Raw genomic sequence first — 25,800 nt, 5'->3', positions numbered from 1 at the left:
CCAACGAAAAACCCCGCGGCTTGCGCCGCGGGGTTTGTCTTGAGCCTCTACCCGCCGCTCAGTGCGCCAGGATCGCCAGCAGCAGCAAGGCCACGATGTTCGTGATCTTGATCATCGGGTTCACCGCGGGGCCCGCCGTGTCCTTGTAGGGATCGCCGACGGTGTCGCCGGTGACGGCCGACTTGTGGGCATCAGAGCCCTTGCCGCCGAAATGGCCGTCCTCGATGTACTTCTTGGCGTTGTCCCAGGCGCCGCCGCCCGAGGTCATGGAGATCGCGACGAACAGACCCGTCACGATGACGCCGAGCAGCATGGCGCCGACCGCGGAAAACGCGGCCGACTTGCCGGCCACGCCGCCACCCGCGATCGCGTAGATCAGGAAGTAGACGACGATCGGTGACAGCACCGGCAGCAGCGAGGGGATGATCATCTCCTTGATCGCCGCCTTCGTCAGCAGGTCGACCGCCTTGCCGTAATCAGGCTTGTCGGTGCCTTGCATGATGCCGGGCTTCTCGCGGAACTGACGCCGCACCTCCTCGACGATGGCGCCGGCCGCCCGCCCGACGGCGGTCATGCCCATCGCGCCGAACAGGTAGGGCAACAGGCCGCCGAACAGCAGGCCGACAACCACGTAGGGATTGTTCAGCGAGAAGTCCGGATTGACGCCGGCGAAGTAGGGATACTTCGCGGAGCCGGCAACGAAGTACTTGAGATCCTCGTTGTAGGCCGCGAACAGCACGAGAGCACCCAGACCGGCCGAGCCGATCGCGTAGCCCTTGGTCACCGCCTTGGTGGTGTTGCCGACCGCATCGAGCGCGTCGGTCGATTTGCGCACCTCCTTGGGCAGTCCCGCCATCTCGGCGATGCCGCCGGCATTGTCGGTGACGGGGCCGAAGGCGTCGAGGGCGACGATCATGCCGGCCAGTGCCAGCATGGTGGCGGTCGCGATCGCGATGCCGAACAGGCCGGCGAGGCTGTAGGTGACCAGGATGCCCGCGATGATCACGATCGCAGGCAGCGCGGTCGCTTCCATCGAGATGGCAAGGCCCTGGATCACGTTGGTGCCGTGGCCGGTCACCGAGGCCTGGGCGATCGACTTCACCGGACGGTAGTCGGTGCCCGTGTAGTATTCGGTGATCCAGATGATCAGCGCGGTGACGACGAGGCCGACCACGCCGCATTCGAACAGCGCCATGCCGGTGTAGTTGACGCCCTCGAGCTTGCCGAAGCCGATCAGGTAGTAGATCACCAGCGCAATGCCGATCAGCGACAGGACACCAGTTGCGATCAGGCCCTTATAGAGCGCGCCCATGATCGACTGGCTCGGCCCGAGCTTGACGAAGAAGGTGCCGATGATCGAGGTGATGATGCAGATGCCGCCGATCGCGAGCGGCAGCGTCATCATGTTGGCGAGGATCGGCGTCTTGGCGAAGAAGATCGCCGCCAGGACCATGGTGGCGACCGCGGTCACCGCGTAGGTCTCGAACAGGTCGGCAGCCATGCCGGCGCAGTCGCCCACGTTGTCACCGACGTTGTCGGCGATGGTGGCGGGATTGCGCGGATCGTCCTCGGGGATGCCGGCCTCGACCTTGCCGACGAGATCGCCGCCGACGTCCGCACCCTTGGTGAAGATGCCGCCGCCGAGACGGGCGAAGATCGAGATCAGCGAGGCGCCGAAGCCGAGCGCCACCATGGCGTCGATGACGGTTCGGCTGTCAGGCGCAAGCTTCAACGAATGGACCAGGAAGGCAAAGTAGAGGGTCACCCCTAACAGTGCGAGACCTGCGACCAGAAGGCCGGTGATCGCGCCCGCCTTGAAAGCGAGTTCGAGGCCGCCGGCAAGCGAGGTCGTCGCAGCCTGGGCCGTCCGCACATTGGCCCGGACGGAGACGTTCATGCCGATGAAGCCGGCCGCGCCCGACAGGACGGCGCCGATCAAAAATCCGATCGCGACATAGAGACCGAGGAAATAGGCAAGCAGCACGAAGATCACGATGCCGACGATGCCGATCGTGGTGTACTGGCGCCGCAGATACGCCTGTGCGCCTTCAGCGACCGCTCCTGCGATCTCCTGCATGCGCGGCGACCCCGCATCCGCGCTCAACACCGAAGACGTCGCCCAAATCGCGTAGACGACGGAAAGCACTCCGCAGAGCACTATCAACCATAATGCTGTCATGTGATGTTTGCCTCAGATCCTTGATGTACCCCCGGCGCCTTTTATTGTCCGTTGTGCAGTGCGGCGCCTTGATTTCGAACAAAGCCGCCCCTTGCCCAAAAGGGGCGGCTTCAGTCAGCCGCAAGCTTGCCAAAATCAAATTGAGGGTGCAACGCCGGATAACGCCGAAAACGCCGATCTCGGCAGGTATTTAGAACCAAGTGCTGAGAACCAAGATGCCGGTTTGGAGCAATTCCTAGAAGTGGCTGTAGGACAGCCGCGTCAAAGCCAGTTCCTGGCCCAGCCCATCCAGGAAGCGCGGCCTCTGCGTCCCCGCGACGATCGTGCCGATCGCCGTGACGGCAAGGCCGGCCGCCCGCCCCGCGGCAATCAGCGCATCGGCTTGCGCCGGCGGGACCGTGCACAGCACCTCGTAATCGTCGCCCCCCGCGAGCAGCGTCTCGACGCCAACGACGTTGCGGGCGACCAGGCCTGCTGCCGCGGCCGAGAGCGGCACGCTTGCCACGTCGACCGTGGCCGAGACGGCGGACGCCGCGCAGAGCTTCACCAGATCGCCGGCGAGCCCGTCGGAGACGTCCATCGCCGCGGTCGCATGATCGCGCACGGCCCGCGCCAGCACATTGCGCGGCTGCGGCACGCGATAGCGCGAGACCAGGGCGTCCTTTGCGGCGGGGCTGTTGGCGAGCGCTGCCGCGGCAGCGCCGCCGGTGAGCACGTCGAGGCCGAGCGCCGCGTCGCCGATCGTGCCCGTCACCAGAATGCGATCGCCAGGCCTTGCGCCGGTACGGCCGACCATACGCCCCTGCGGCACGCGGCCGAAGGCCGTGATCGAGATCATCTGCGGACCCGGCGTCGAGACCGTGTCGCCGCCGAGCAGAGGACAAGCGAATTCCCTTGCGTCTTCGCCCAGCGCGTCCGCAAAGGGCCGCAGCCAGGCATCCTCCTTGCTGCGCAACGCCAGCGACAGCACGAAGCCCGCCGGCACCGCGCCCTTGGCGGCGAGATCGGACAGGTTCACCCGCAGCGCCTTGCGCGCGATGGTGCCGGCCGGATCGCCGGCAAGATAGTGCACGCCCTCGACGACGGCATCTGTGGTGACGACGATGTCGTCGCCGGACGACGACAGCACCGCGGCGTCATCGACCAGACCGAACGCACCGGGATCGGTCGCCAGCGGCTTGAAATAGCGCGCGATGAGGCTGTCTTCGGCGGAGGGATTTTGTGGGTTTGCCACTGGCTTATCCCCACAAACAGGTGTCATCGCCCGACTCGACCGGGCGATCCAGTATTCCAGAGAGGCTCGTTTCAAATCGATAGGCCGCGCCGTACTGGATCACCCGCCTTCGCGGGTGATGACAGCGGAGAATGGGGCTCGCGTATTGCTTCAATGCAACGCCCCCCAGCACGACTATCGCCCGAACTCGTCGCCGCGAAACTGGCGGCCGATCTGGTCGAGCACCGCATTGACCATGCCGGTCTCCTCGCGGTCGACGAAGGCGTTGGCGACGTCGACATATTCGGAAATGACGACGCGGCCCGGCACGTCCTTGCGATGCTCCAGTTCGTAGGCCCCCGCCCGCAGCACCGCGCGCAGGATCGCCTCGATCCGCTTCAACGGCCAGCCCTTCGACAGCGCCTCGTCGATCAGGGGATCGAGCTTCTTCTGGTCGCGTACGACGCCGGACACGACGTCGCGGAAGAAGGCGGCTTCCGCCGGCAAGTAAGTGTCGCCCTCGACCTCGTTGCCGAGCCAATGGCTCTCGAACTCGGCGAAGATGTCGTTGATGCCGGCGCCGGCGATGTCCATCTGGTACAGCGCCTGCACGGCCGCGAGCCGCGCCGCACCGCGCCGGTTCGCTTTCTTCTCGTTAGGCCCCGCCGGCTTTTTGGTGTTGTCGGCCATGGCTCTAGGCCCGCGCCAGACGGCGTTTGATGCGCAGCATCGCGAGCGCCGCGCGCGCGGCATCACCGCCCTTGTTGAGCTCGCTGGCGCGCGCCCGCGCCCAGGCCTGGTCCTCGTTGTTGACGGTGAGGATGCCGTTGCCGAGCGGAAGCTTGCGCGCAACCGCGAGGTCCATCAGCGCGCGCGAGGATTCCTGCGAGACGATCTCGAAATGAATGGTGTCGCCACGGATCACGCAGCCGAGCGCGATCACCGCGTCATAAGGCTTGCCGTTCGCCGCAGCCGCATCGATCGCGATAGCCACGGCGGCCGGAATCTCCAGCGCGCCCGGAACCGTGATGACGTCATGGCTCAGGCCGGCCGCCTTCAGCTCGGCAATTGCGCCGTCCAGAAGTGCGTCCTGGAGATCGTCATAGAACCGCGCCTCGACAATCAGCGCGCGCGCGCCGGAAATGTCGGTCTGGTCCTTCAGGGGTGCGCGCCGCGCGTCTGCCATGGTCTACCTATTCTGTCATTGCCGGGCTTGACCCGGCAATCCATCGGGCAAGCCCCTCATAAGAGGATGGATGCGCGGGTCAAGCCCGCGCATGACGAACTTTATGCGCCGTCACTTCATTTCCGTCAGCCGCGCCGCATAGCGGGCCATCAGATCGACCTCGATATTGACCTCACTGCCCGCCTTCCAGCCACCGATCGTGGTCACCGTCAGCGTGTGCGGGATGATCAGCACCGAAAAGGTCACGTCCTTCACCGTATTGACCGTCAGCGAGACGCCGTCGAGCGTGATCGAGCCCTTGGTGGCGATGAACCGCGCCAGCTCCCGCGTGGTCGAGAGCTCGAACCGGGCCATGTCAGGCAGGTCCTCGCGGCTGACGATGGTCGCAATGCCATCGGCGTGGCCGGCGACGATGTGGCCGCCAAGTTCGTCGCCGATCTTGAGCGCACGCTCGAGGTTGAGCTTCGTGCCCTGCTTCCAGTGCTTCGCCGTCGTTAGCGCCAGCGTTTCCGCCGCCGCATCGACGTCATACCAGGTTTTGTCGCCTGCGACGCCGGAAGCAACCACCGTCAGGCAGACGCCGTTGCTGGCGATCGAGGCGCCGTCGGCGATTGTGGTCTGATCGTAGCTGCAGGCGATACGCAGCCGGTGCAGCTGGCCCTGTGCCACGGGCGTGAAGCTGACGATCTCGCCGATATCGGTGACAATGCCGGTGAACATTACGCGCGCTCGTAGACGGTGAGAGTATCCTTGTCGAATGTTTCGCTAGCATGAACCTTGTAGGCCTGCGACTGCGTGATTTTCGACAGGGGCAATGCATCGAGCGCATCGACGCCGTCACTGCCCACCGCTTCCGCGCCGCGGAACAGCCAGATCTCGTCGACCAGACCGGCCGCGACGAACGAGGACGCCACCCGGCTGCCGCCCTCGACCATCAGGCGGGTGATGCCCTTCCCGGCCAGCGCCCGCAGCACCGCCGGCAGATCGAGCCCGGAGGCATTTGCCGCCGGGACACGGATCACTTGTGCGCCGGTCGCACCCAGCCGCGTCGCCGCGGCGGCTTCCGCGAGCTCAGACCCCACCACCCAGAGCGGCGTCTCGCGCGCGGAGCCTATCAGTCTGCTCGCGCCGGGAAGCCGCAGGCTCTGATCGAGCACCACGCGCACCGGCGAGCGCGCCGCCATGCCCGGCAGGCGGCAGGTGAGAAGCGGATCGTCTGCCAGCACCGTTCCGATGCCGACCAGGATGGCATCGCTCTGCGCACGGAGCAGATGCACGCGGTTGCGCGCCGCCTCCCCGGTGATCGCGACCGGCTTGCCGCCGGCCGCGCCGATCTTGCCATCGGGCGACACCGCAAGCTTCAGGATCACATGGGGGCGCTTGTCGCGGATGCGGCGGAAATGCCCGGCATGGTCGAAGGCGGCTTCCGCCGCGCACAGGCCCACGTCCACAGTAATGCCGGCGGCGCGCAGGCGCGCATGGCCCTGCCCCGCAACTTCCGGATTGGGATCCTCGATCGCCGCCACCACGCGCTTGATGCCGGCCGCGATCACCGCATCGGCGCAAGGCGGCGACTTGCCGAAATGCGAGCACGGCTCCAGCGTGACGTAGAGCGTGGCACCGCGTGCCGCTTCACCTGCCCGCCGCAACGCCTCGGGCTCGCCATGCGGCCGCCCGCCCGGTTGCGTCCAGCCGCGACCGACGATGACCCCGTCCTTGACGATGACGGCGCCGACGGCCGGATTGGGCCAGGTGCGCCCCTGCCCGCGCCTGCCCAGCGCCAGCGCCAGCCGCATGAAGCGAAGATCGGCGTCCTTGGCCTCGCGGGCCTTCTGCGCGTACTGGTCTTCCAGGATACGGAAGATCATTTGCGGATCGCGGCGAGCCGCGCTTCCTCCTCACCGGAGAGCTCGCCGAGCACATCGGCGAAATCCTTGGCCTCGCGGAAATTGCGGTAGACCGAGGCGAAGCGCACATAGGCGACGTCGTCGAGCGTGCGCAGATGCTCCATCACGGTCTCGCCGATCACCTCGGACGAGATCTCGGCCTCGCCCCCGGTCTCGAGCTCGCGCACGATGGTGGAGACCATCTTCTCCACGCGCTCCGGCTCGACCTGACGCTTGCGCAAGCTGATCTGCACCGAGCGCATCAGCTTGTCGCGATCGAACGGCACGCGGCGGCCGTTGCGCTTGATCACCGTGAGCTCGCGCAGCTGCACGCGCTCGAAGGTGGTGAAGCGGAAATTGCAGGCGACGCATACGCGCCGCCTGCGGATCACGGACGAGTCCTCGGTCGGACGCGAGTCCTTCACCTGCGTATCGAGACTGTTGCAGTTCGGACAGCGCATCCGCTTGACCCAACCTTACTGATAGATCGGGAACCGATCGGTGAGCGCCTTGACCCGTTCCTTGATCGCAGCTTCCACCAGCGGCGCCTTGCCGTCGGCGGACTGCGCGATCGCGTTGAGGACCTCGGCGATCATGCCGCCGACCTGCTGGAATTCGGCGACGCCAAAGCCGCGCGTGGTCGCGGCCGGCGTGCCCAGACGAATGCCGGAGGTGACGAACGGCGACTCGGGGTCGAACGGAATGCCATTCTTGTTGCAGGTGATGGCGGCGCGAACCAGCGCCTTCTCCGAGGCGTTGCCCTTCAGGCCCTTCGGCCTGAGGTCGACCAGCATCAGATGGTTGTCGGTGCCGCCGGAGACGATGTCGAAGCCGTGGCCCTTCATCGCTTCCGCCAGCGCCTTGGCGTTCTCGACGACGTTCTTGGCATAGACCTTGAAATCCGGACGCAGCGCCTCGCCGAAAGCGACCGCCTTCGCCGCGATCACGTGCATCAGGGGGCCGCCCTGCAGGCCCGGGAAGATCGCCGAGTTGAACTTCTTGGTCAGCGTCTCGTCATTCCACAGCATCAGGCCGCCGCGCGGGCCGCGCAGCGATTTGTGCGTCGTCGTCGTGGTGATGTGCGCGTACGGCACGGGCGAGGCATGCACGCCACCGGCAACGAGGCCGGCGAAGTGCGCCATGTCGACCAGGAGATAGGCGCCGACGCTGTCGGCGATCTCGCGGAAGCGCTTGAAATCCCAGGCGCGCGAATAGGCCGAGCCGCCGGCGACGATCAGCTTCGGCTTGACCTGCTCGGCCTGCTTGGCGACCGCATCCATGTCGATGATCTGGTCCTCGCGGCGCACGGTGTAGTGCGCGGCCTTGAACCACTTGCCGCTCATGTTCACGGGCGAACCGTGGGTGAGATGGCCGCCGGCCGCGAGATCGAGACCCATGAAGGTGTCGCCGGGCTGCAGCAGGGCCAGAAACACCGCCTGGTTCATCTGGCTGCCGGAGTTCGGCTGCACGTTGGCGAAGTTCGCGCCGAACAGCTTCTTGGCACGATCGATCGCGAGGTTCTCGGCGACGTCGACCCACTCACAACCGCCGTAATAGCGCGCGCCCGGATAACCTTCCGCATATTTGTTGGTCATCACCGAACCCTGCGCTTCCAGCACGGCCCGGCTGACGATGTTCTCGGAGGCGATCAGCTCGACCTCATGGCGCTGCCGGCCGAGTTCGCCCTTGATGGCGGCGGCGATTTCCGGGTCGGCCTGTTCGAGCGAGGCGGTGAAAAACGAATCGGGCGCGGAGGCGGTTTTGGCTGACGTCATCTTGAGAATATCTCCACCGCCGCAGCCTTGTGGCGGGCTACGGGCGGTCTGGTGTGGCGATCGGAAGCGGCGCGCGCGATCTACCACATCGCCCGCAACAGGCCAAGGGTTTGCGGGTCGAGGACCGGATTTATGCCAGATATGGTGGAGAACGGAGTTTCCGGGGATCGGGCCGGTTAGAGAGAACCGCCCGTCCGCCTCATCCGGAATGGGGCCGCTTCGGCCCTAGCTGCTTATGCCTGGAGGCGCGGACTCCGGCAGGCGTCGCCTTACAGCCCCGTATACCCCGCCTTCACCGGGTCCACGCTGCCGTCGAGCTGGCGCAGATAGGTCAGGCCGCACACCGTCAACCTGTGCGGGTCCTTCTCGCCGGCTTCCATCAACGTCGTGAGATAGCTCGTGACCTTGGCCCGTGCCTCCTCGCTGGCCGCGGCGGTGCGGTTGGCGAGCAGGTCATAGGTCTGCATGATGCGGTCGATCGCGGCTTCCATGGCACCCTCTGGTTCTTTTGGATTTTCGGAGTCTTGATCAAGCAACCGCGCGAGCCTTGGACTGCGTCTCGAACCAATTGATCGCCTTGTTGGCGAGCCTGATCTTGTTGAATTCGCCGCGCTGGATCAGCTTGATGATGACCTCGAGCAGGCGTTCGTCGGTGACGAGCGTATCGGGGATGGCGCCGGAGCGGCGAAGGTAGTTCGCCGCGATCGCGTAGGCCTCGCTCACGAGTTCCACGTTCATCGCCTGAAGCCCGCGCTCGACCAGCATCGTCCTGTCTCCGATCCGAAGGAGATAAGCGCCGGACCCGGAACTGGTTCCTCGCATCCGCGAATTTTTTCGCAGTGCAAAAATGTAAACGCACCGGTCCGGGGCAACTCCGGACCAGTGCGCTTGGGGAAGTCAGGCACGTCAAGGGCAGGCTTGCCGGTCTTGTTGCGGGCCGGCTTGGCCTTGGTCCCTTCAGAAAACTCAGAGGCGATAGAGGATCTGGTCGGTCCAGAACCGCTCGAGGCGGTGCAGCGACTTGTTGAGGGTCGAGAATTCCTCACCCGAGATGCCGCCGACCTGCTCCACCGTCTTGACGTGCTTCTGGTAGAGCGCATCGACGATGCGGCGGACTTCCTGGCCCTGCGGGGTCAGGCGAATGCGCACCGAGCGGCGATCAACGCGCGAGCGCTGATGATCGAGGAAGCCGAGCTCGACGAGCTTCTTCAGATTGTAGGAGACGTTGGAGCCGAGATAATAGCCGCGCGTGCGCAGCTCGCCCGCGGTCAGCTCCTTGTCGCCGATGTTGTAGAGCAGGAGCGCCTGCACCGAGTTGATGTCCGCACGGCCGCGGCGATCGAATTCGTCCTTGATCACGTCGAGGAGCCGGCGATGCAGCCGCTCCACCAGAGTCAAAGCTTCCAGATAGAGCGACTGCACCGAACCCTGCTGGCCGGAGACGCGCTCTGCGGTATCTGCCGCAGTTGCGACGGCTTTCATCATGACACTTCCCCTGTTGTCGTTTTTATCGACACTTATTCGACGAAACTTGTGTCCCGTCTGATAGGTGCAACTTAAGGGGCTCGTTTGAAGATCGGCTTAAATAAGAGAATAAAGAGATCATGAATTTAAGACAGTGAATTGCGGATTAAGCCTGTGCCACAAGCACTTTTCGCAACCCTCTGTTGACCTTCGCAAGGTCCTGTTCACCCTCCGTCCGCCCCTGTTGTCGCATTCCAGAACAGCCCCGGTTCGTTTCGAAACGGGCGCGTAAGAGCTGTGGCGGAACCGCCCTGGTCAACGAAAACTTACCGCAAATTTTAGGCAACCAGCGGTCAACCGAACACAACACTCTCGTGTCCCGGACAAGCGCTGCAAAGCGGCGCGCAGAGCCGGCACCCGGATGTTTCAAAGCGAGAACGCGGAGAGATGGCCCCGGACGCCCGCAATTTTTGCGGCGACGTCGTCGCCCTATGGCGGCCGTTCGCGCGCGGCCATCCAGGCCAGCGCGAGATAGGCGGCGAGCATGAAGGCCTCGACGCCGACGACGATCAGGCTGCCGCCGTAGATGCCCGGGAACATCAGCTCGATCACCGCCATCGACACCACGGTCGTCAGCCACACCACCGCGCCCCACGGCGTTGCCAGCCACAGGCCGACCGCGGCGACGAGCTCGATCACGGCGAAGTAGACCGTCGCGGCCTGCCAGGCCATCGCCTGGTTCTCGAACGCCTCGTCCTCGCCGCCGACAAAGCCCGTGACCTGCGCCCAGTGATAGAGACCTTTCAGGATCGAGAGCAGCGCCATCACCCGCAGGAACAGCACCAGGCGGCGCGTCCAGACATTGTCGTCGGACTCGGCCCGCTCCGACGAGATCGCAGCGACGGACATCGCATTGTCTCTGGCAGTGTCCCTAGCGCCGTCGCGGGCGCCATCGCGGGTGGAAATCTCGGACATGAGCCCCTTCTGGCTGCTTCGCCCTGCAAAATCAATCGGCTACCCATCCCTTGCGGCAGGTCAAGCCGCGGTGACGGGAACCGTGCGAGCTGGTATAAGAATAATTCCAGCCGGAGGAAGAGTGATGGCGATCAAATACGGACGTCCGATCGAATTGCGCGAGGTTTCGCGCAGCGAGGGCACCGCGGTGCCCCATGCCCTCGATCTGACCGTCCGGCCGCGCCGCAACCGCAAGGCCGAATGGGCCCGGCGCATGGTGCGGGAGAACGTGCTCACCACCGACGATTTGATCTGGCCGCTGTTCCTGATCGACGGCAACAACAAGCGCGAGCAGGTCGCCTCGATGCCCGGCGTCGAGCGCCTCAGCGTCGACCAGGCGGTGCGCGAGGCCGAGCGCGCCATGAAGCTCACCATCCCCTGCATCGCGCTGTTTCCCTACACCGAGCCGTCCTTGCGCGACGAGGAAGGCTCCGAGGCGACCAACCCGAACAATCTGGTCTGCCAGGCCGTGCGCGCGATCAAGAAGGAGTTTCCGGAGATCGGCCTGCTCTGCGACGTCGCGCTCGATCCCTTCACCAGCCACGGCCATGACGGCCTGATCTCCGACGGCAGAATCTTGAACGACGAGACGGTCGCCGTGCTGGTGCGCCAGGCCCTGGTGCAGGCCGAAGCCGGTTGCGACATCATCGCGCCCTCGGACATGATGGACGGCCGCGTCGCCGCCATCCGCGAGGGGCTGGATCGCGCAGGCCAGTCCCACGTGCAGATCATGGCCTATGCGGCCAAATACGCCTCCGCCTTCTACGGCCCGTTCCGCGATGCCATCGGCTCGGCCAAGACGCTGACCGGCGACAAGCGCACCTACCAGATGGACAGCGCCAATTCCGACGAGGCCCTGCGCGAGGTCGAGCTCGACATCGCCGAGGGCGCCGACATGGTGATGGTGAAGCCCGGCATGCCCTATCTCGACGTGGTCCGCCGCGTGAAGGACACCTTCGCGATGCCGACCTTCGCCTACCAGGTCTCGGGCGAATACGCGATGATCGCGGCCGCCGCGAACAACGGCTGGCTCGACGGCGAGCGCGCGATGATGGAGAGCCTTTTGGCGTTCAAGCGCGCCGGCGCCGACGGGGTGCTGAGCTATTTTGCGCCGAAGGCGGCGGAGAAGCTGCGGACGCAGGGGTAAGCTGGCGCGTCATCCTCACTGTCGTCCCCCGCCCCCGAATCGCCGGAATATTTCGGCTTGTTAATCCCAGCGCACCCTTGGCACGCGGACGGCCTGTTCCCATGTCCTGCCACGGGAGCTTCCCCCTTGAGCTTCCCCTTGGGAGAACGGACATGTCGTATTCGGACTCGGGCAATGCCTGGCGCAATGACGGCGGGGTGCAACCGCACGCCTACGACCCCTATTTGCACCCGGAACAGTTCCGCGGCGTCGCGACGCGCCGGGCCTTCGCCTTCCTGATCGACATGGTCGTGATCTCGGTGCCGGTGATCCTCGGCTACCTCTTCATCGCGTTGTTCGGCGTGGTCACGCTGGGCCTCGGCTGGGCGCTGTTCTGGCTGGCCTGGCCGGCCTCGGTGATCTGGGCCATCGTCTATTATGGCGCCTGCATCGGCGGTCCTTCGTCGGCGACGATCGGCATGCGGCTGATGGATCTGGAGCTGCGCACCTGGTACGGCGCGCCCGGCTATTTCGTGCTCGGGGCCACCCATGCCGTGCTGTTCTGGGTGACCGTCTCGTTCCTGACGCCCTTCGTGGTGCTGGTCGGCCCGTTCAACAGCCGCCGGCGCCTGCTGCACGATTTCGTGCTGGGAACGGTCGTGGTCAACAATTCCGTCCGCGCGCCGGTGCCGCAGGCTTCGCGGACCTGGTGATCAACCGCCTACTAACCGGGATTCGCTAAGCTGACTGCCGATCTGCCTTGCTGCCTTGCCGAGCAGACCAATTGACCGGGGGCTTCCGTAGCGCGATGCTGACATTCACTTCGGAGGCCCACGACGTCCCTTGACCCAGCACTCGCGCGACACCCCCCAATTTTACCTGACGGCGCCCTCCCCGTGCCCCTATCTGCCGGGCCGGCATGAGCGCAAGGTGTTTACGCACCTCGTGGGTGAGCGCGCCGGCGACCTCAATGACCTCCTGACCCATGGCGGCTTCCGCCGCAGCCAGTCGATCGCCTACCGGCCGGCCTGCGACCAGTGCCGCGCCTGCGTTTCAGTCCGGGTCGTCGCCAACGAGTTCCGCCCCTCCCGCAACTTCCGCAAGGTGATGGCGCGCAATGCCGATATCATCGGCGAGCAGCGCAGCGCGGTGCCGACCTCCGAGCAATATTCCGTATTCCGTGCCTATCTCGACGCCCGCCACCGCCACGGCGGTATGGCCGACATGACGGTGCTCGACTACGCCATGATGGTCGAGGACAGCCACGTCGAGACCCGCATCATCGAGTATCGCAAGCGCGGCCCCGACAGCGGCATCACCGGCCGCGGCGAGGAGCTGATCGCGGTCGCGCTCACGGACGTCCTCAGCGACGGCCTGTCGATGGTCTATTCGTTCTTCGAGCCGGGCCAGGTCTCACGCTCGATGGGCACCTTCATGATCCTCGACCACATCGCTCGCGCCCGCAGGCAGGGACTGCCTTACGTCTATCTCGGCTATTGGATCGAGGGCTCCAAGAAGATGGACTACAAGGCCCGCTTCCTGCCGCAGCAGCGCCTCGCCCCCTCGGGCTGGCTGCGCATCGACGCCCAGGGCGATGCGGCATCCGAGCCGCAGGACTGACACCTTCCGGGATCGTGCCTGTCAGGAGGCGGCCGCTTCAAGGCGGTGCGTTGCGCCGATCTTCGCGCCGGCGATGAATTTCAGTGCTGCGATCCCGGGCAGGAAGAAGTAGCCGCCTCCGCGCGCGCCGGTGAACGAAGCCAGCGTGACCTCGCCGCCGCTCGGCGATCCCGGAATGGTGAAGCTCTTGCCGCCGGCCTGCGACCCCACGATCGGATCGTCCTGCTTCTCGAGCGTGCCGAAACGCGGATTTTGCAGCCAGCGCTGGTGGATGAATTCGAACTGACGCTCGAGATCGGCATTGCACGCGATGAAAAAGATGCCTTCGCGATGTCCGGTCTCGGTCTTCTCGCGATAGGGCCGCCCGCGGCGGAGCAGCCGGTGCAGCTTCGATGATTTGATGCTCGATGGCACGTCGATCCCGAGGGAATCGCGCGGGTTGGACCGGCGGATATGCGCGCCCTTCGGACAGACGAAGCCATTGGCGTCCTCGACGCGATAGCGGAAGGCGTCGGCCGCCGAATTCGACCCTGGAGGCCCCTGCCAGCCGAGCGGCATGCCGTCCTTCCGACGTCCCATCAGTTTTTCGCAGGTCGGTAAGCCATTGGCGGCTTCGAACTGCCTGAACGCATCGACATACTGCTCGATCTGCCGGACCGCCAGATAACTCCCGTTCAGCGTGAAGCGGTCTTCCGTTTGCGGCCATTCATTCACGTTGGGGCAGTAGGTGAGCTCGTCGTACTCGTTGCGATAGCCCAGAATGAATTCGCCGGGCTCGACGACACGATCCTCATAAAGCTTGCCGGCGTCCTTTCGGGCCTGCTGCGGGGTCGCTCCCTCCTCGTCCCGGAGATCGCGGATCACGGGTTGGGCGAGGCCGTCGCGGAAGCCGAACGGCTCACGCAATTGGCCATCCGCAAACGAGCAAGGATTGTTCTCGACGGTCTCGACGATGAACACTGCCGGGTCCGGCTCCTCCATGCGCGCGGTTGCGTCGAGCACCCACCATTGCGCAACGAGAATGTGAACGGTCTGGCGGCCGCTGGCGCCCTCGACATCCGACCAGCGCCAGTCATCGCGCGGAGCGTCTCTCAACAGATCCTGGCGCAACGCGCTGCCCATGCCGGAGCTGAAAGGCGTCGGGAACGGATGCGTCTCGGCCTCGGTACAGCCGAGCTTCTTCAGCCCCGCGAAGCTGAAGGCGACCGACACCGCCTCCCCGATCGACGCTTCCGGCTCCGTCTTGCCCTTGGTCTTGCCCTTGGTCTTGCCCTTAGTCTTGCCCTTGGCGACGCATTTGGCGCTGACGACCAGCTTGCTGTCGACGAGACGCGCGAGCCAGGCCCGCGCCTGATCCTCGCGGCCGTCGCGGATCGTCAGCAGCCAGAAGCGGCTGGATTTGAGCCAGCCGAAGCCGCTCTTCAGCATGCCCTGGATGTCGTGGCTTTGCTCGGAGAGGCGCGGAGCGTGCTTCATGTCTCGATGGCCCTCATGATCAGGTCGTCGTTCTTCTCGTTGCGCTCGCCGAACAAGGCATCGCGCAGCCCCGTGGCGAGGTTGATCTGGTCGACCGTCCGGTTGCAGGCGTCGAAATGGTAGAGATGCGGCAGCATGCTGTCGCGCGCATAGGACTTGAATCTCAGCTCGCACTTCACGCCGCGAAACACCACGAAGCGCGTCGGCGGAAAGCTGCGCGCCTTGGCGATGCCGGGCTGCCCCTCCAGCGCCGGGGCGCGTGGATTCAGCTCGGTCCAACGCCAGGCCAGCGTGGTGCCGACGGCCGCGCCGTTGATGAAATCGTCGAGATAGCCGCCGAAATTGCCGTCATAGTTCGAGCAGAACAGAAAGCGGCGGCCGTTGTCGATGACGTGCCAATGGCCGAAATGGATGCCCGGCGCATTGCCGAGCCAGCCTTGCGTGAAGAATACCCGTCCGGCAAACGTCACGATGCGCAGCGCCAGCCGGATGCACCACGCGCTCCACCATTGCGGACCGCGCAGCTCCGTCAGGCTGAACATGTGCTGGGTGCCACCGACCAGATCGGCCTCGCATCGCTCGACCGACGGATGGATCTGCTGGGCCCGCGGAACGTCCTCTTCGAGCGGATGAAAGAACTTTCTGCTCAGCTCTGTGAAATAGCGATTGAGCCAGTAGAACAGCGCGCCGATGCAAAGCACCGCGGCGATAGCGACGATCGCGATGCCGGTGATCTGCAATCCGGTCAGCTTCGGCAGCTTCGGTTCGATGACGTCATGCATATAGGCCGGAGCTACCTCATAGGCCAGCGGCGCAAACGTGTAGGCGATGGCGCAGGCGGCGACGGCCAGCAGCAGCGGCACGCCGATCAGCCAGCCGCCCACATAGGTTGCGAGCGACGAGAGCGTCTGGGTCGGCCGATCGAGCTCCTGCTGAACGCTGTTCAGCCAGCGCCGCCAGGACACGAATTGCGCGGGCAGCGGCACCAGGAACAGCCAGACGAGGAATGCGATCACCCCGAGCGCCACTAGCCCGTGCCAGCTCATCGCGTGCAGGCATGCGCTCGTCTTGATGACGGTATCTTCGACCGCCCGCAGTCCGGGACCGGGCTCGCCGAAGAACCAGTTAAAGGCGCGCGGAAGTGCCCGCAGCAGCCAGAGCACGGCGAACCACAGCACGATCGCCGCCAAGGGATAAGCGAGCTTGGCACCGATGCTCGCCCCCGTCCCGCGCCAATAGGATCGCGGCGCAGGCTTGGCCGCCCACTCGAAACGTGGGTTGGCGTAGGCCCACCGGGCCAGCGCCAGGGCGAATGCGGTGCGGTCGCTGCCGTACTTTTGCTTCAGATTCCGCGCTTCGATGCGCGTCTGATCGAGCAGGTCGCTCTCCATCTTGATCTGCCGGACCGAGCGATCGCGGGCGCCGACGAAGCCGCCGTCGGCGATGCTGTGCCAGCTCATCAGCTGGTTCAGCAATTGCTCTTTGTCCTTGGCCGTGGGCACGGCGACGTTGGGAGCGACCATGCCGCCGAACAGCGTCCACATCGCGCCGTCTGGATGATAGACGAGGCGGTACAGCAGGTCGTAAGGGCGCAAGCCCTCCTCCACGGCAAGCTCGAGCAAGAGCACCGGCTGCTGGTTCGGGGCCCCGGCCAAGGCCGGCAGCAGCCCGATCGAAACGAAGTGCACCACCGCGACGTCGTCCAGCAGGGCATCCAATGCACCGTGAAGTTGCCTTGGAATTTCAGCGCCGCCGGCCCAGCCTGGCGCAACGATGCAGATCATCTGCTGCCGGACGATCTCGAGCATGGCCGTGTTCTCCGCTCACTCAGGTCGTACACATCCGCATGCACAGCATCAGCGGCCCGTCATAGGCGATGGCCTTGCCTTCACCGCGCGCCAGTTGCAGCCGCGGCAAGGTGAGCAGGCCAATCAGCGCGCTGGTCAGGATCTCCACCGCGTGATCCCGCGCGGGACATTGGCGGTAGCCGTATCCGAACATGAGATAGCGCAAGGCATCGTTCTTGCCCCAATCGCGCTCCGGGCAGAAGCGACCGCTCTGGGGAACGGCGTTGGGATCGAACAGCGCTGCGATCGACAGCAGCGAGACCTTACCACCGCCAGGACATCCGGCGTTGTGCCGCGCCCCGGTTTTCATTTCCGTGTCGCGCGGCACGTCGCGCGCCAGCAGCGGAAAGATCGGCCGGAAGCGCATCAGCTCGAGCACATGGTTGCGCACGATCTTGCGGAACTCGGGATCGGTCCAGACGGCGGGCTCGCCGAGCTTGTCGGCCTTCGATCGCAGCTCCTCGTAGACCTTCGTTCGTCCCAAAAGCTCCTGGACGACGAGAGCGCCCGACTGGACGGTGACAGGGTGCGAGATCCAGGCAAGACCGACCGCGTTTCGTTCAATGTCGGCGGAGGAGCTCTTGACGCCCCAGGCGGCGCCGATGAGGCCGGTCACGCGATCGATCCGCGTCTGCAGCGCATCCCCGCAGGCTTCCGCCCGTCGCCGAAGATCGAGCGTCGCCAAGCTGCCGGCCAGCAGTTGCCCCGCAACATAGCGGATCTCGAGCATGTATTGTCGCTGCAAGCCCTCGTCGACATCGCCCTGCGCAGCGTCGGCCGCCGACCCCGCCACCACAGCGCCCGTTGCCGCGCCGAACAGCGGCCGCATGGCGTGGAACACGACCCACATCAGATACTCATCGATCAGGTCGAAGCCGCCCGCGCCGCGCACGCTCAGAGCCTTGATGCGCCGCTGCGCCTCGGCATCGGAATCGGCGGGGACGTTCAGAGCCGCCAACCGCGCATGGACCAGGTCCCGATCGTCCGAATAGGTCGGCCCGGGATCCATCCCGATGAGGTAGTCGCCAGAGACCATGTTGGCCGCATGCGCCGTATTGGCGAAGCTGCGCGTGCGCGTCAGCACATCCTTGACCGCACTGGCGCGTGCCGCCAGGCCGAACCAGCCGCCAATGGCTGGCCAGTGCCGAAGCACTGCACCGACCGCACGCAAGACCGTAATGTGGCGATTGAGCCAGCAGAACAGACCATAGGAGAGGCTGCGTGCTCCCGGCGGCAACGCGTCGGGTTCATAGGTCGAGAGTTTCATGCTGCATACCCGTCCTTCCGCCAATCCGCGAGGGCCGCTGCGGCCTGTCTTTGATAGTGGGGCATGCCCAGACGCTCCGCGGCATCGGCGGCCCGCTTGAAATGCGCTTCGGCGCCGGCGAGATCGCCGGCCTGCCGCAAGGTCTCAGCAAGCTCGTACAGGGCTTCGGTCTGGTGGCCGTATTCTTCGGCGGCCTCCTCGACCGCCTTGCGGCCGACCGCGATCGCATCGTCCAGCCGGCCGAGCTTGCGATAGGCGACGCCCAGGCTCACGCGCATGAACGTCCTGCCGTAGGGTCCGGCCGCCGCGTAGATGCGATCGGCGAACCCCTTCTCCAGCATCGTCGCCGCCTCGGCGGCCTTGTCGTTGCGCGCAAGCGCGCTGCCGAGAACACCCGTACAAACCGAAAGCATGGTCGGAACGTTGTGCGTCATGCATTGCTGCACGCCCGCGCGCATCAAGGGCTCGGCCCTGTCGAGCTCCCGGCTCTCGATCCAGATCTGCGACTGGACGGTGTCGATCAGCAGCCGGGAATAGGGATGGTCGATGTTCGACAGGATCTCGTAGGCCTTGGCACAGAACGCGTGGGCGGTTGCACTGTCTCCCAGCCGCCAGAGCGTGCTGGCATGAAACGCATAGAGATTGATGATGGGGATCGCGGCCCATCCGGGCTGAACGACATGCGCCGACAGCTCCCGTCCGTAATCGGAGAGCAGAACCTGGCCTTCCGTGGCCGCCTCTGCATATCGACCGAGCGCGTGGAGGTTCATCAGGCGGGTCTGATGCGCCGCCATCATCATGTGGCGGCGCTGCGCGAGGCGGGCCGCCTCGAGCCCCCGTGAAGCATAGCGCAGACCTTGCTCGAAGCGTCCGCGCATCCACAGGAACACCGCCGTCTCGGTCGACACCGCCGCTCGTGCGCGCTGATCGTTCAGCTGCACCGCGATGGCTTCCGCACGCTCCATGTTGCTGAAGATGTCGTCGATCTGCCCGAGGGCCAGCATCGCCCCGATGGCTTCCAGGCGAAGCGCGAGTTCCAGGGTCTGGGCAATCGAGGCGTCGTCGACGCGGCGCGCTGCCTGAAGACCCTTCTCGAACAGTTGAAGGGCTTCCTGATTGGCCGAGCGCGAGATCGCACGAGCCATCGACTTGACGGTGAATCTCGCCGCCTGCTCCCACTCCTCCCCTTTGAAGGCATGGTGCGCCAGCGCCGGCGCGACATCCGCATCAGCCGCCCCCGGCCGCGCATGCAGCGCCAGGAAGGCCTGTCGATGCAGCGCCTTGAGACGAGCGCGCGTGAGGGCGCCGAGCACAACATCGCGCACCAATGCATGGCGAAACGCGAATGCGTGCTGCTCGAGCTGACCGCGCGCCTGATCCGCCCCCGCCAACAATCCGGATGCAACGCACAAGCCCAGCAATTCTTCGGCACGCCCAAGGTCCACGGCCTGCATCGCGGCGATCAGCTCGCGCGTGATGGGGTCGCCGAGGATCGCAGCGGCCTCGAGCGCGGACTTGGCGGCTTCAGGCAGCCTGTCGACGCGCGCGCCGATCACCGCGGCGATCGAGCCCGGCACGCGCAGCTCCCCCGGCGGCCGCTGCAGGCGGTATGCGCCCGGCGTTCCCTCGAGCGATCCGTCGTCGATCAGCGTGATGACCAGTTGCTCCAGGAAGAAGGGATTGCCGTCGGCGCGCGCCACCAATTCGTTCATGGCGCCGAGCACGGACAGGTCATCCCCCAGCAGGGCGCGCGCGAGCCTGAACATCTCGCCATCGCGGAGCGGCTCGATCATGCGCTCTGCAAACCAGGGGGCCTGGCGCCACTGATGGTCGAAATCAGGTCGATAGCTGACGCAGACGAGGATCGGCAGTCCCTGTAGCTTTGGCAGCAGAGCCTCGAACAACCGCCGGCTCTCGCGGTCAGCCAGGAAAACGTCTTCGAGCACGAGCACGAAGGGGCCCGCTTGGGCGCGCCTGCGCACGAGCCACAGCAACGCGTCGCCAATCCGGCGCCGCCGCTGAACCGGGTTGAGCTCCAGCCAAGCCTGGTCCGGCGCAGCCAGACCCAGCAGATCGTTGATCGCCGCGAGATGCGCGGCGCCCTCGGTGGCCCATTCGGCGGCCAGGGTCTGCCTGACGGATTGTGCATCGGTCAGGCTTGTTTGCGGCAACCCGGCCAGGCTTGCGATCAGGTCCGCGGCGGTGCTGTAGGCGCGCGCGCTCGCGTAACCTCGTGCCTGCGAAAGGCAGACCTCCATGCCCTGGCTTGCAAGCGCGGCAATCCAGTCGGAGATCAGGCGGGACTTCCCGATCCCCGCATCGCCGCACAGCCCGATCGTTCGCATCGCGCCGGTTCGAACGATGTCGAGATCCCCGGCCAGGATCCGCAAGGAATCTTCGCGGCCGACCAGGGGCGCCCAGCGCTGCTTGCGCGTCAGCGGCGCGGCCGCCGAACTTTCGGTGGCGACCACGACCTCATGGAGGTCGACCGGATCGTCCAGCCCTCGGACCGACCGCGTCCCCACCGGCTGCGTGTCGATCTGCTGCGCGACGAGGCGCTGCGTCGCGGCACTGATCAGAATGCCGCCGGGAGCCGCCATCTTTTCGAGCCGCGATGCAAGGTGAATCGTCTTGCCGTCCGCCCCGTAATGCGACCAGCCGTATTGTCCGACGACGCCGACCAGCACTTCGCCCGAATTGATGCCGATGCGCAGCATCGGGCTGGCCACGCCCTGAACCGCGTGGCCGGGAATGTTGGCTCTCTGCATCTTGAGAGCGGCAAGGCACGCCCGCAGGGCGTGATCCTCCTGCGCCACGGGCGCGCCGAACAAGGCGACGAGCCCGTCGCCGAGCAACTGGCTCACCGTGCCGCCATAGGTCGCGACCGCTTCAGCCAGATGGTTCAGCGTCTTGCCGAGATAGTTGCGGGATTCCTCGGGGTCGGAGTGCTGGAGCAGTGATGTGGAGTCGCAGACGTCGACAAAGAGGACGCTGACCTGCTTGTTCTCGGTCAGCATCTGTGACCGAACCGTCGCATGATCGTGCAGCGGAACAACCCGCGCCTCGCGGTCGACGATGCTGGCAAGTGATGGACCGGAGGGCTGCTCCACGGCGTGATCGAGGCGCGCGCCGCATTGAGAGCAGAAGCGATGCTCGCGAGTAACACGGGCTGAACATGCGGGACACTTGGTCACGGCAGTACACGCTCATCAATGATATCAACGCAGCAATCAACGCATTCTGGCTTGATCACCGTCCCCTAGGACGTGAACCCGCGCAGTCAAAATCAATCCATCAAGCCAGTGGTCTCGCCACCGGCTCCGCGCGCCGACGTCGCGCACAACTCATAGACGTAACCGGAGAAAATGCGGATCGGCGCACTTACTCCGGCGCGGGACCGCCGATTATCCCGCGGGGAGAAAAATCAATCCTGAAAAACGTAATGTCATAATATGGCCTGTCAGTAATACGCGGCCCCGCAGCAATTGAAGGTAGTATACCCTCTTCGCACCGATTGAAAAGCGGTAGTTCGCCGGCTCGCGACCGGAGCCGTCGGCCCTCGCATGGCGCGGCTTTTCCGAAATTGCCGGACCGAGCTCGCGCAAGGGCGGCTCGTCATGGGCCGCTCCGGACAGACGGAGCGATAGCGCCTGCCCTCACCCGAACAATGTGTCGGACAACAGCTTGAGGTTCAGGATCACGATCACGCCCGCGACGATCCACGCGATCGCGGCGACGTAGGTGGGAATCGCGAACTTGCCCATCTTGCGGCGGTCGGAGACGAAGCGGACCAGCGGGATGACGGCGAAGGGCAATTGCATCGACAGCACGACCTGGCTGAACACCAGCAGATCCGCCGTGCCGCGCTCGCCATAGATCGCGGTGACGACGATCACGGGGACGATGGCGATGCCGCGCGTGAGCAGGCGGCGCGCCCAGCTCGGCAGGCGCAGATCGAGGAAGCCCTCCATCACGATCTGGCCGGCGAGCGTCGCCGTCACCGTCGAGTTCAGGCCCGAGGCGAGCAGCGCTACCGCGAACAGCGTCGAGGCGATGCCGAGACCCAGCAGCGGCGACAACAGCTCGAAGGCTTGTCCGATCTCGGCGACATCCGAATGGCCGCTTTTGTGGAAGGTCGCAGCTGCGACGACCAGGATGGCGGCGTTGATGAACAGCGCCAGCATCAGGGCGATGGTCGAATCCGTCGTCGCCCATTTGATCGCCTCGCGGCGGCCTTCGTCGTTGCGCTCATAGGCGCGCGTCTGCACGATCGAGGAGTGCAGATAGAGATTGTGCGGCATCACGGTCGCGCCGATGATGCCGATCGCGATGTAGAGCATCTCGGGGTTGGTAAAGATCTCGCTTCTCGGCATGAAGCCGTGCAGCACCTCCGCCACCGGCGGCGCGGCGGCGGCGACCTGGACCGCGAAGCAGACCGCGATCACCGCCAGCAGCGCGATGACGAAGGCTTCGAGGAAGCGGAAGCCGCGGTTCATCAGGAGCAGCAGCAGGAAGGCATCGAGCGCCGCGAGCAGTGCGCCGCCGATCAGGGGAATGCCGAACAGAAGCTTGAGCGCGATCGCGGTGCCGATGACCTCGGCGAGATCGCAGGCGATGATCGCCGCCTCGCAGGCCAGCCAGAGCAGGAAGTTCGTCGCCGGCGAATAGGTGGCGCGGCAGGCCTGCGCGAGGTCGCGGTCGGTGACGATGCCGAGCCGTGCCGCCAGCGACTGCAGCAGGATCGCCATCAAATTCGAGAGCAGGATGACGGAGAGCAGCGTGTAGCCGAACTTCGAGCCACCGGCGAGGTCGGTCGCCCAATTGCCGGGGTCCATGTAGCCGACGGAGACGAGATAGCCCGGGCCGACGAAAGCGAGCAGCCGGCGCCACCAGCGGCCCGCGGCCGGAATGGCAACCGTGGCGTTGACCTCGGCGAGGCTCTTGGTGGCGGGCGCGTCAGTGCGCCAGCCGGCGGTGTCGCGCGTCAAATCAGGCGATCGGGCATCCATGGGGCGAGAATACCGAAGTCGAGGCTTATTGCAACTCATTTGCAACTGCATCTAGTGGCAGGGGTTCCCGTTCCGGGCCGTTATTCGCCGCCCTGTCGGGAAGCGGGTGGGTTTGGCGGCCGCCGGGGCCGGATACTGGCGCCAACCCGACTTTGCAGGAAATGAGCCATGTCAAACCCGCCCCGCCTCCCCGACACCTTTGCCCGGCTCGCCTGGTCCAACCTCGCCGCGCAGTCGGCCGAGCAGATCGCCTTGGCCGCCGCCCCCATCGTCGCGGTGCTCACGCTCGGGGTCGCGGAAGGCCAGACCGGCCTGTTGCAGACCGCTTTGACCCTGCCCTTCGTGCTGTTCGCGATTCCCGCCGGCCTGCTCGCCGACCGGATCTCACGCCGCTCGCTGATGGCGGGAGCCGAGGCGCTGCGGGCCGTGGCGCTCGCGACCATCGTGCTGCTGCTCGCGCTCGGCGCGCTCAATCTGCCGCTGCTGGCGCTGCTCGGCTTCGCCGCGGTGTGCGGCACCGTGGTCTACAGCGTGGCCGCACCGGCGCTGGTGCCCTCGCTGGTGAGTGCCGAGCTGCTGCCGGCGGCGAATGCGCGGATCGAGCTGGCGCGCACCATCGCCTTTGCCAGCGGCCCTGCGCTTGGCGGCGCGCTGGTGGGCTGGTGGGGCGCGAGCCCGGCCTTCGGCTTCGCCGCGGCGCTCTCGGCCATCGCCGTGGTGCTGCTCTCAGGCATCTTCGAGCCCGCCCGCGCGCCGGCGCCGCGCCGCCATCCGTTCCAGGACATCCGCGAAGGCGCGGCCTTCGTGTTTCACCATCCGCTGCTGCGTCCGGTGTTCATCACCCAGTTCATCTTCAACACCGGCTGGTTCCTGCAGATCGCCGTGTTCGTGCCCTACGCCGTGCGCCATCTCGGCCTCACCGCCGCGGGCGTCGGCACAGTGCTGACAATGTACGGCGTCGGCATGGTGATCGGCGCGCTGCTCGCCACCCGCGTGATGCAGCGTATCAGCTTCGGCACCGTGGTCGGCCTCGGCCCCGTCACCGGCTTCATTGCCGCGATGGTCATGGCGTTGACCGTGCTGGTCCCCTCGCCTTGGCTGGCGGGTTTGAGCTTCTTCCTGCTTGGCGTCGGGCCGATCCTGTGGGTGATCTCGACCACGACGCTGCGCCAATCGGTGACGCCGCCGCGCCTTCTGGGCCGCGTCTCCGCCATCAACATCATGAGCTACGGCGCGCGCCCGCTCGGTTCGGGACTGGGCGCGATCGTCGGCGGGCTATGGAGCGCGGAAGCTTGCCTCTACTTGGCGGCGGCCGTGTTCGGCGTGCAGGCGCTGGTGATCTGGCTGTCGCCGGCCGTGGCGCTGGACCGGCAGCCCGAGATGGTGGGGGATGAGGTGGCGGCGCGGTGCTAGTTCGCCAGATACCGCTCGTAGCTCCCCGTCACCGGCTCGCTCGCGTCGACATCGGGGTCGAGCGTGTAGAGATCCTGCGCGCGGCCGATGCCGCGCAGTGCGTAGCGGCCGGTGGAGACGAGATAGCGCCGCCCGGCGGCGTCGAGGCCCTTGTAGAACTCCGATGACGCCAGCAGCTCGCGGTCGACCGAGCGGCTCATCGAGGCGATGCGGCTGACCTCGTTCACCGTCGGACCGACCACGGTGAAATCGAGCCGGTCCTCGCTGCCGATATTGCCGTAGAAGACCTGCCCGACATGCAGGCCGATATAGGCCGACGTGGTCGGACGCCCCTCCGCCGCCCGGCGCGCATTGAGCGCCGCGATATTCTTGCGGAACAAGTGCTCGGCGCGCAGCGCGGCACGGCGCGCATCCGCCATGTCCTCGCCCCAGAACATCGCGAGGACGCCGTCGCCGATCAGCTTGAGCACATCGCCGCCGGCCTCGTGGATCGGGTCAATCACGGCCTGCGCATAGTCGTTGAGGAACGGGATGATCTCGTCGGGGCCGATGCTTTCGCTGATCCCGGTCGAGCCGCGCAGGTCCGAGTACCAGAGCACGGCATTGATGCGCTCGGTGACGCCGCGCGAGATGCGCCCGCGCAGCACCTGCTCGGAGGCGTCGCGGCCGAGATAGACGCGCCCCAAAGTGCGCACGATGTCGACCTGCTGTGCCGACTTGATCGCGAGCCCGAGCACCGGCACGAGATCGCGCAGCGCGGCCAGTTCGGCTTCGGTGAAGCCGTCGTCCCGCCGCGTCGTCCAATAGGAATAGAGGCAGTCCATCTGTCCGAGCGCTCCGCTCTCGCCGAAGCGGTGCACGAAAGCCAGGAAGTGCCGGTGGCCGTTTTCGGCGAGGTCGCCGATCTGCGAGAAATCGAGCGACGGCGCCTCGGCGAGATCGATCACCATCTCGTCGTTGCCGTGCTCGAGCAAATGATAGAACACCGAGCGGCGCCAGTTCGTGGCGGCGTCGCCCTCCGCCGTCGAGCCGTACTCGATGACGTCGCTCTCGTTGCTCGGCGTATCGCTCCAGCGGAACGCGCGGCCCTCGTAGATCGGATGCAGCGTGTCGATGATCACGAGCCCGCGCGACAGGTCCAGCCCTTCGTCGCAGCAGCGCTCGCAAAAGCCGCGGAGCAGTTCCTGCTCGGGCAGACCCGTGAGCCCCTGGCTGGCGATCCAGTTCATCAATGAAAGGCGCGAAGCTGTTTGCATGCGCCATTATGGCGTGCATTCGTGACGAGCGAAAGGCGCAAGCCGGGCACGCGCGCAAGGCTCCCCGTC

Annotated in this window: 22 protein-coding genes; 4 read left to right on the top strand and 18 right to left on the bottom strand. The window is 65.8% G+C overall.

Annotated elements, in window-relative coordinates; all coding sequences use genetic code 11:
* Positions 1–58: 58 nt before the first annotated feature.
* The 12 genes from XH83_RS15155 to XH83_RS15100 form a co-directional block, all read right to left on the bottom strand.
* The gene (locus tag XH83_RS15155; protein WP_194407751.1) at positions 59–2,179 is read right to left on the bottom strand and encodes a sodium-translocating pyrophosphatase; all 2,121 of its coding nucleotides are present in this window, start codon (positions 2,177–2,179) and stop codon (positions 59–61) included.
* Positions 2,180–2,414: 235 nt separating this feature from the next.
* Positions 2,415–3,440 (bottom strand): thiamine-phosphate kinase, encoded by a 1,026-nt coding sequence (thiL, locus tag XH83_RS15150; protein WP_194407750.1) that lies wholly within the window; start codon positions 3,438–3,440, stop codon positions 2,415–2,417.
* 147 nt (positions 3,441–3,587) lie between these two features.
* Entirely contained in the window at positions 3,588–4,082 is a 495-nt protein-coding gene (gene nusB / locus XH83_RS15145) for a transcription antitermination factor NusB (RefSeq protein ID WP_194407749.1), read from the bottom strand.
* Positions 4,083–4,086: 4 nt separating this feature from the next.
* Positions 4,087–4,578 carry a 6,7-dimethyl-8-ribityllumazine synthase gene (gene ribH, locus XH83_RS15140; protein WP_194407748.1) on the bottom strand — a complete coding sequence of 164 codons (492 nt, stop codon included), beginning with the start codon at positions 4,576–4,578 and terminating at the stop codon, positions 4,087–4,089.
* Positions 4,579–4,689: 111 nt separating this feature from the next.
* Positions 4,690–5,298 (bottom strand): riboflavin synthase, encoded by a 609-nt coding sequence (locus XH83_RS15135; protein WP_194407747.1) that lies wholly within the window; start codon positions 5,296–5,298, stop codon positions 4,690–4,692.
* Complete coding sequence (ribD, locus tag XH83_RS15130; protein WP_194407746.1) at positions 5,298–6,446, bottom strand: bifunctional diaminohydroxyphosphoribosylaminopyrimidine deaminase/5-amino-6-(5-phosphoribosylamino)uracil reductase RibD; 1,149 nt, start codon at positions 6,444–6,446, stop codon at positions 5,298–5,300. Before ribD ends, XH83_RS15135 begins: the two co-directional genes overlap by 1 nt.
* Positions 6,443–6,925, bottom strand: a complete 483-nt coding sequence (gene nrdR / locus XH83_RS15125; RefSeq protein WP_011087793.1) for a transcriptional regulator NrdR — start codon at positions 6,923–6,925, stop codon at positions 6,443–6,445. Before nrdR ends, ribD begins: the two co-directional genes overlap by 4 nt.
* A gap of 15 nt (positions 6,926–6,940) precedes the next feature.
* A complete protein-coding gene (gene glyA, locus XH83_RS15120) occupies positions 6,941–8,239 on the bottom strand; it encodes a serine hydroxymethyltransferase (RefSeq protein WP_194407745.1) in 1,299 nt (432 codons plus the stop codon).
* Positions 8,240–8,508: 269 nt separating this feature from the next.
* Positions 8,509–8,730, bottom strand: a complete 222-nt coding sequence (locus XH83_RS15115; RefSeq protein WP_194407744.1) for a hypothetical protein — start codon at positions 8,728–8,730, stop codon at positions 8,509–8,511.
* A 37-nt stretch (positions 8,731–8,767) separates the two neighbouring features.
* A complete protein-coding gene (locus tag XH83_RS15110) occupies positions 8,768–9,004 on the bottom strand; it encodes a hypothetical protein (RefSeq protein WP_194407743.1) in 237 nt (78 codons plus the stop codon).
* 201 nt (positions 9,005–9,205) lie between these two features.
* A complete protein-coding gene (gene ldtR / locus XH83_RS15105; RefSeq protein ID WP_018320040.1) occupies positions 9,206–9,724 on the bottom strand; it encodes a transcriptional regulator LdtR in 519 nt (172 codons plus the stop codon).
* A gap of 468 nt (positions 9,725–10,192) precedes the next feature.
* On the bottom strand, positions 10,193–10,678 hold the full coding sequence (locus XH83_RS15100) for a DUF6163 family protein (RefSeq protein ID WP_194407742.1): 486 nt from the start codon (positions 10,676–10,678) through the stop codon (positions 10,193–10,195).
* Between the two features lie 124 nt (positions 10,679–10,802).
* Here XH83_RS15100 and hemB point away from each other — a divergent pair, with 124 nt between their 5' ends.
* From hemB to XH83_RS15085, 3 genes are all read left to right on the top strand, one after another.
* Entirely contained in the window at positions 10,803–11,864 is a 1,062-nt protein-coding gene (gene hemB / locus XH83_RS15095) for a porphobilinogen synthase (RefSeq protein WP_194407741.1), read from the top strand.
* A gap of 152 nt (positions 11,865–12,016) precedes the next feature.
* Complete coding sequence (locus XH83_RS15090) at positions 12,017–12,556, top strand: RDD family protein (RefSeq protein WP_194407740.1); 540 nt, start codon at positions 12,017–12,019, stop codon at positions 12,554–12,556.
* 130 nt (positions 12,557–12,686) lie between these two features.
* Positions 12,687–13,463, top strand: a complete 777-nt coding sequence (locus XH83_RS15085) for an arginyltransferase (protein WP_063194860.1) — start codon at positions 12,687–12,689, stop codon at positions 13,461–13,463.
* Positions 13,464–13,484: 21 nt separating this feature from the next.
* Here XH83_RS15085 and XH83_RS15080 read toward each other — a convergent pair whose 3' ends face one another.
* From XH83_RS15080 to XH83_RS15060, 5 genes are all read right to left on the bottom strand, one after another.
* Positions 13,485–14,939: a Dyp-type peroxidase domain-containing protein gene (locus XH83_RS15080; RefSeq protein ID WP_194407739.1), complete on the bottom strand. Its 1,455-nt coding sequence runs from the start codon at positions 14,937–14,939 to the stop codon at positions 13,485–13,487.
* Complete coding sequence (locus XH83_RS15075) at positions 14,936–16,747, bottom strand: hypothetical protein (protein ID WP_194407738.1); 1,812 nt, start codon at positions 16,745–16,747, stop codon at positions 14,936–14,938. The genes XH83_RS15080 and XH83_RS15075 overlap by 4 nt, the downstream gene beginning before the upstream one ends.
* A gap of 19 nt (positions 16,748–16,766) precedes the next feature.
* Positions 16,767–18,053, bottom strand: coding sequence for a cytochrome P450 (locus XH83_RS15070; RefSeq protein ID WP_194407737.1), 1,287 nt, complete (start codon positions 18,051–18,053; stop codon positions 16,767–16,769).
* Entirely contained in the window at positions 18,050–21,163 is a 3,114-nt protein-coding gene (locus XH83_RS15065; RefSeq protein WP_246776468.1) for an adenylate/guanylate cyclase domain-containing protein, read from the bottom strand. The genes XH83_RS15070 and XH83_RS15065 overlap by 4 nt, the downstream gene beginning before the upstream one ends.
* A gap of 546 nt (positions 21,164–21,709) precedes the next feature.
* Complete coding sequence (locus XH83_RS15060) at positions 21,710–23,062, bottom strand: Nramp family divalent metal transporter (RefSeq protein WP_194407735.1); 1,353 nt, start codon at positions 23,060–23,062, stop codon at positions 21,710–21,712.
* A 168-nt stretch (positions 23,063–23,230) separates the two neighbouring features.
* Between XH83_RS15060 and XH83_RS15055 the strand changes: the two genes are divergently transcribed.
* Positions 23,231–24,475 carry an MFS transporter gene (locus XH83_RS15055; RefSeq protein WP_194407734.1) on the top strand — a complete coding sequence of 415 codons (1,245 nt, stop codon included), beginning with the start codon at positions 23,231–23,233 and terminating at the stop codon, positions 24,473–24,475.
* On the opposite strand, the gene XH83_RS15050 is transcribed toward XH83_RS15055, so the two are convergent.
* Positions 24,472–25,731 carry an adenylate/guanylate cyclase domain-containing protein gene (locus XH83_RS15050; RefSeq protein ID WP_194407733.1) on the bottom strand — a complete coding sequence of 420 codons (1,260 nt, stop codon included), beginning with the start codon at positions 25,729–25,731 and terminating at the stop codon, positions 24,472–24,474. The two genes, XH83_RS15055 and XH83_RS15050, sit on opposite strands and share 4 nt — an antisense overlap.
* Positions 25,732–25,800: the final 69 nt, after the last annotated feature.

It is taken from the genome of Bradyrhizobium sp. CCBAU 53351 (genome assembly GCF_015291745.1).
In the GTDB taxonomy this organism is placed as follows: Bacteria; Pseudomonadota; Alphaproteobacteria; order Rhizobiales; family Xanthobacteraceae; genus Bradyrhizobium.
Note: the sequence above shows the minus strand (reverse complement) of the source record. Positions and strands in the feature narration are given on the sequence as shown.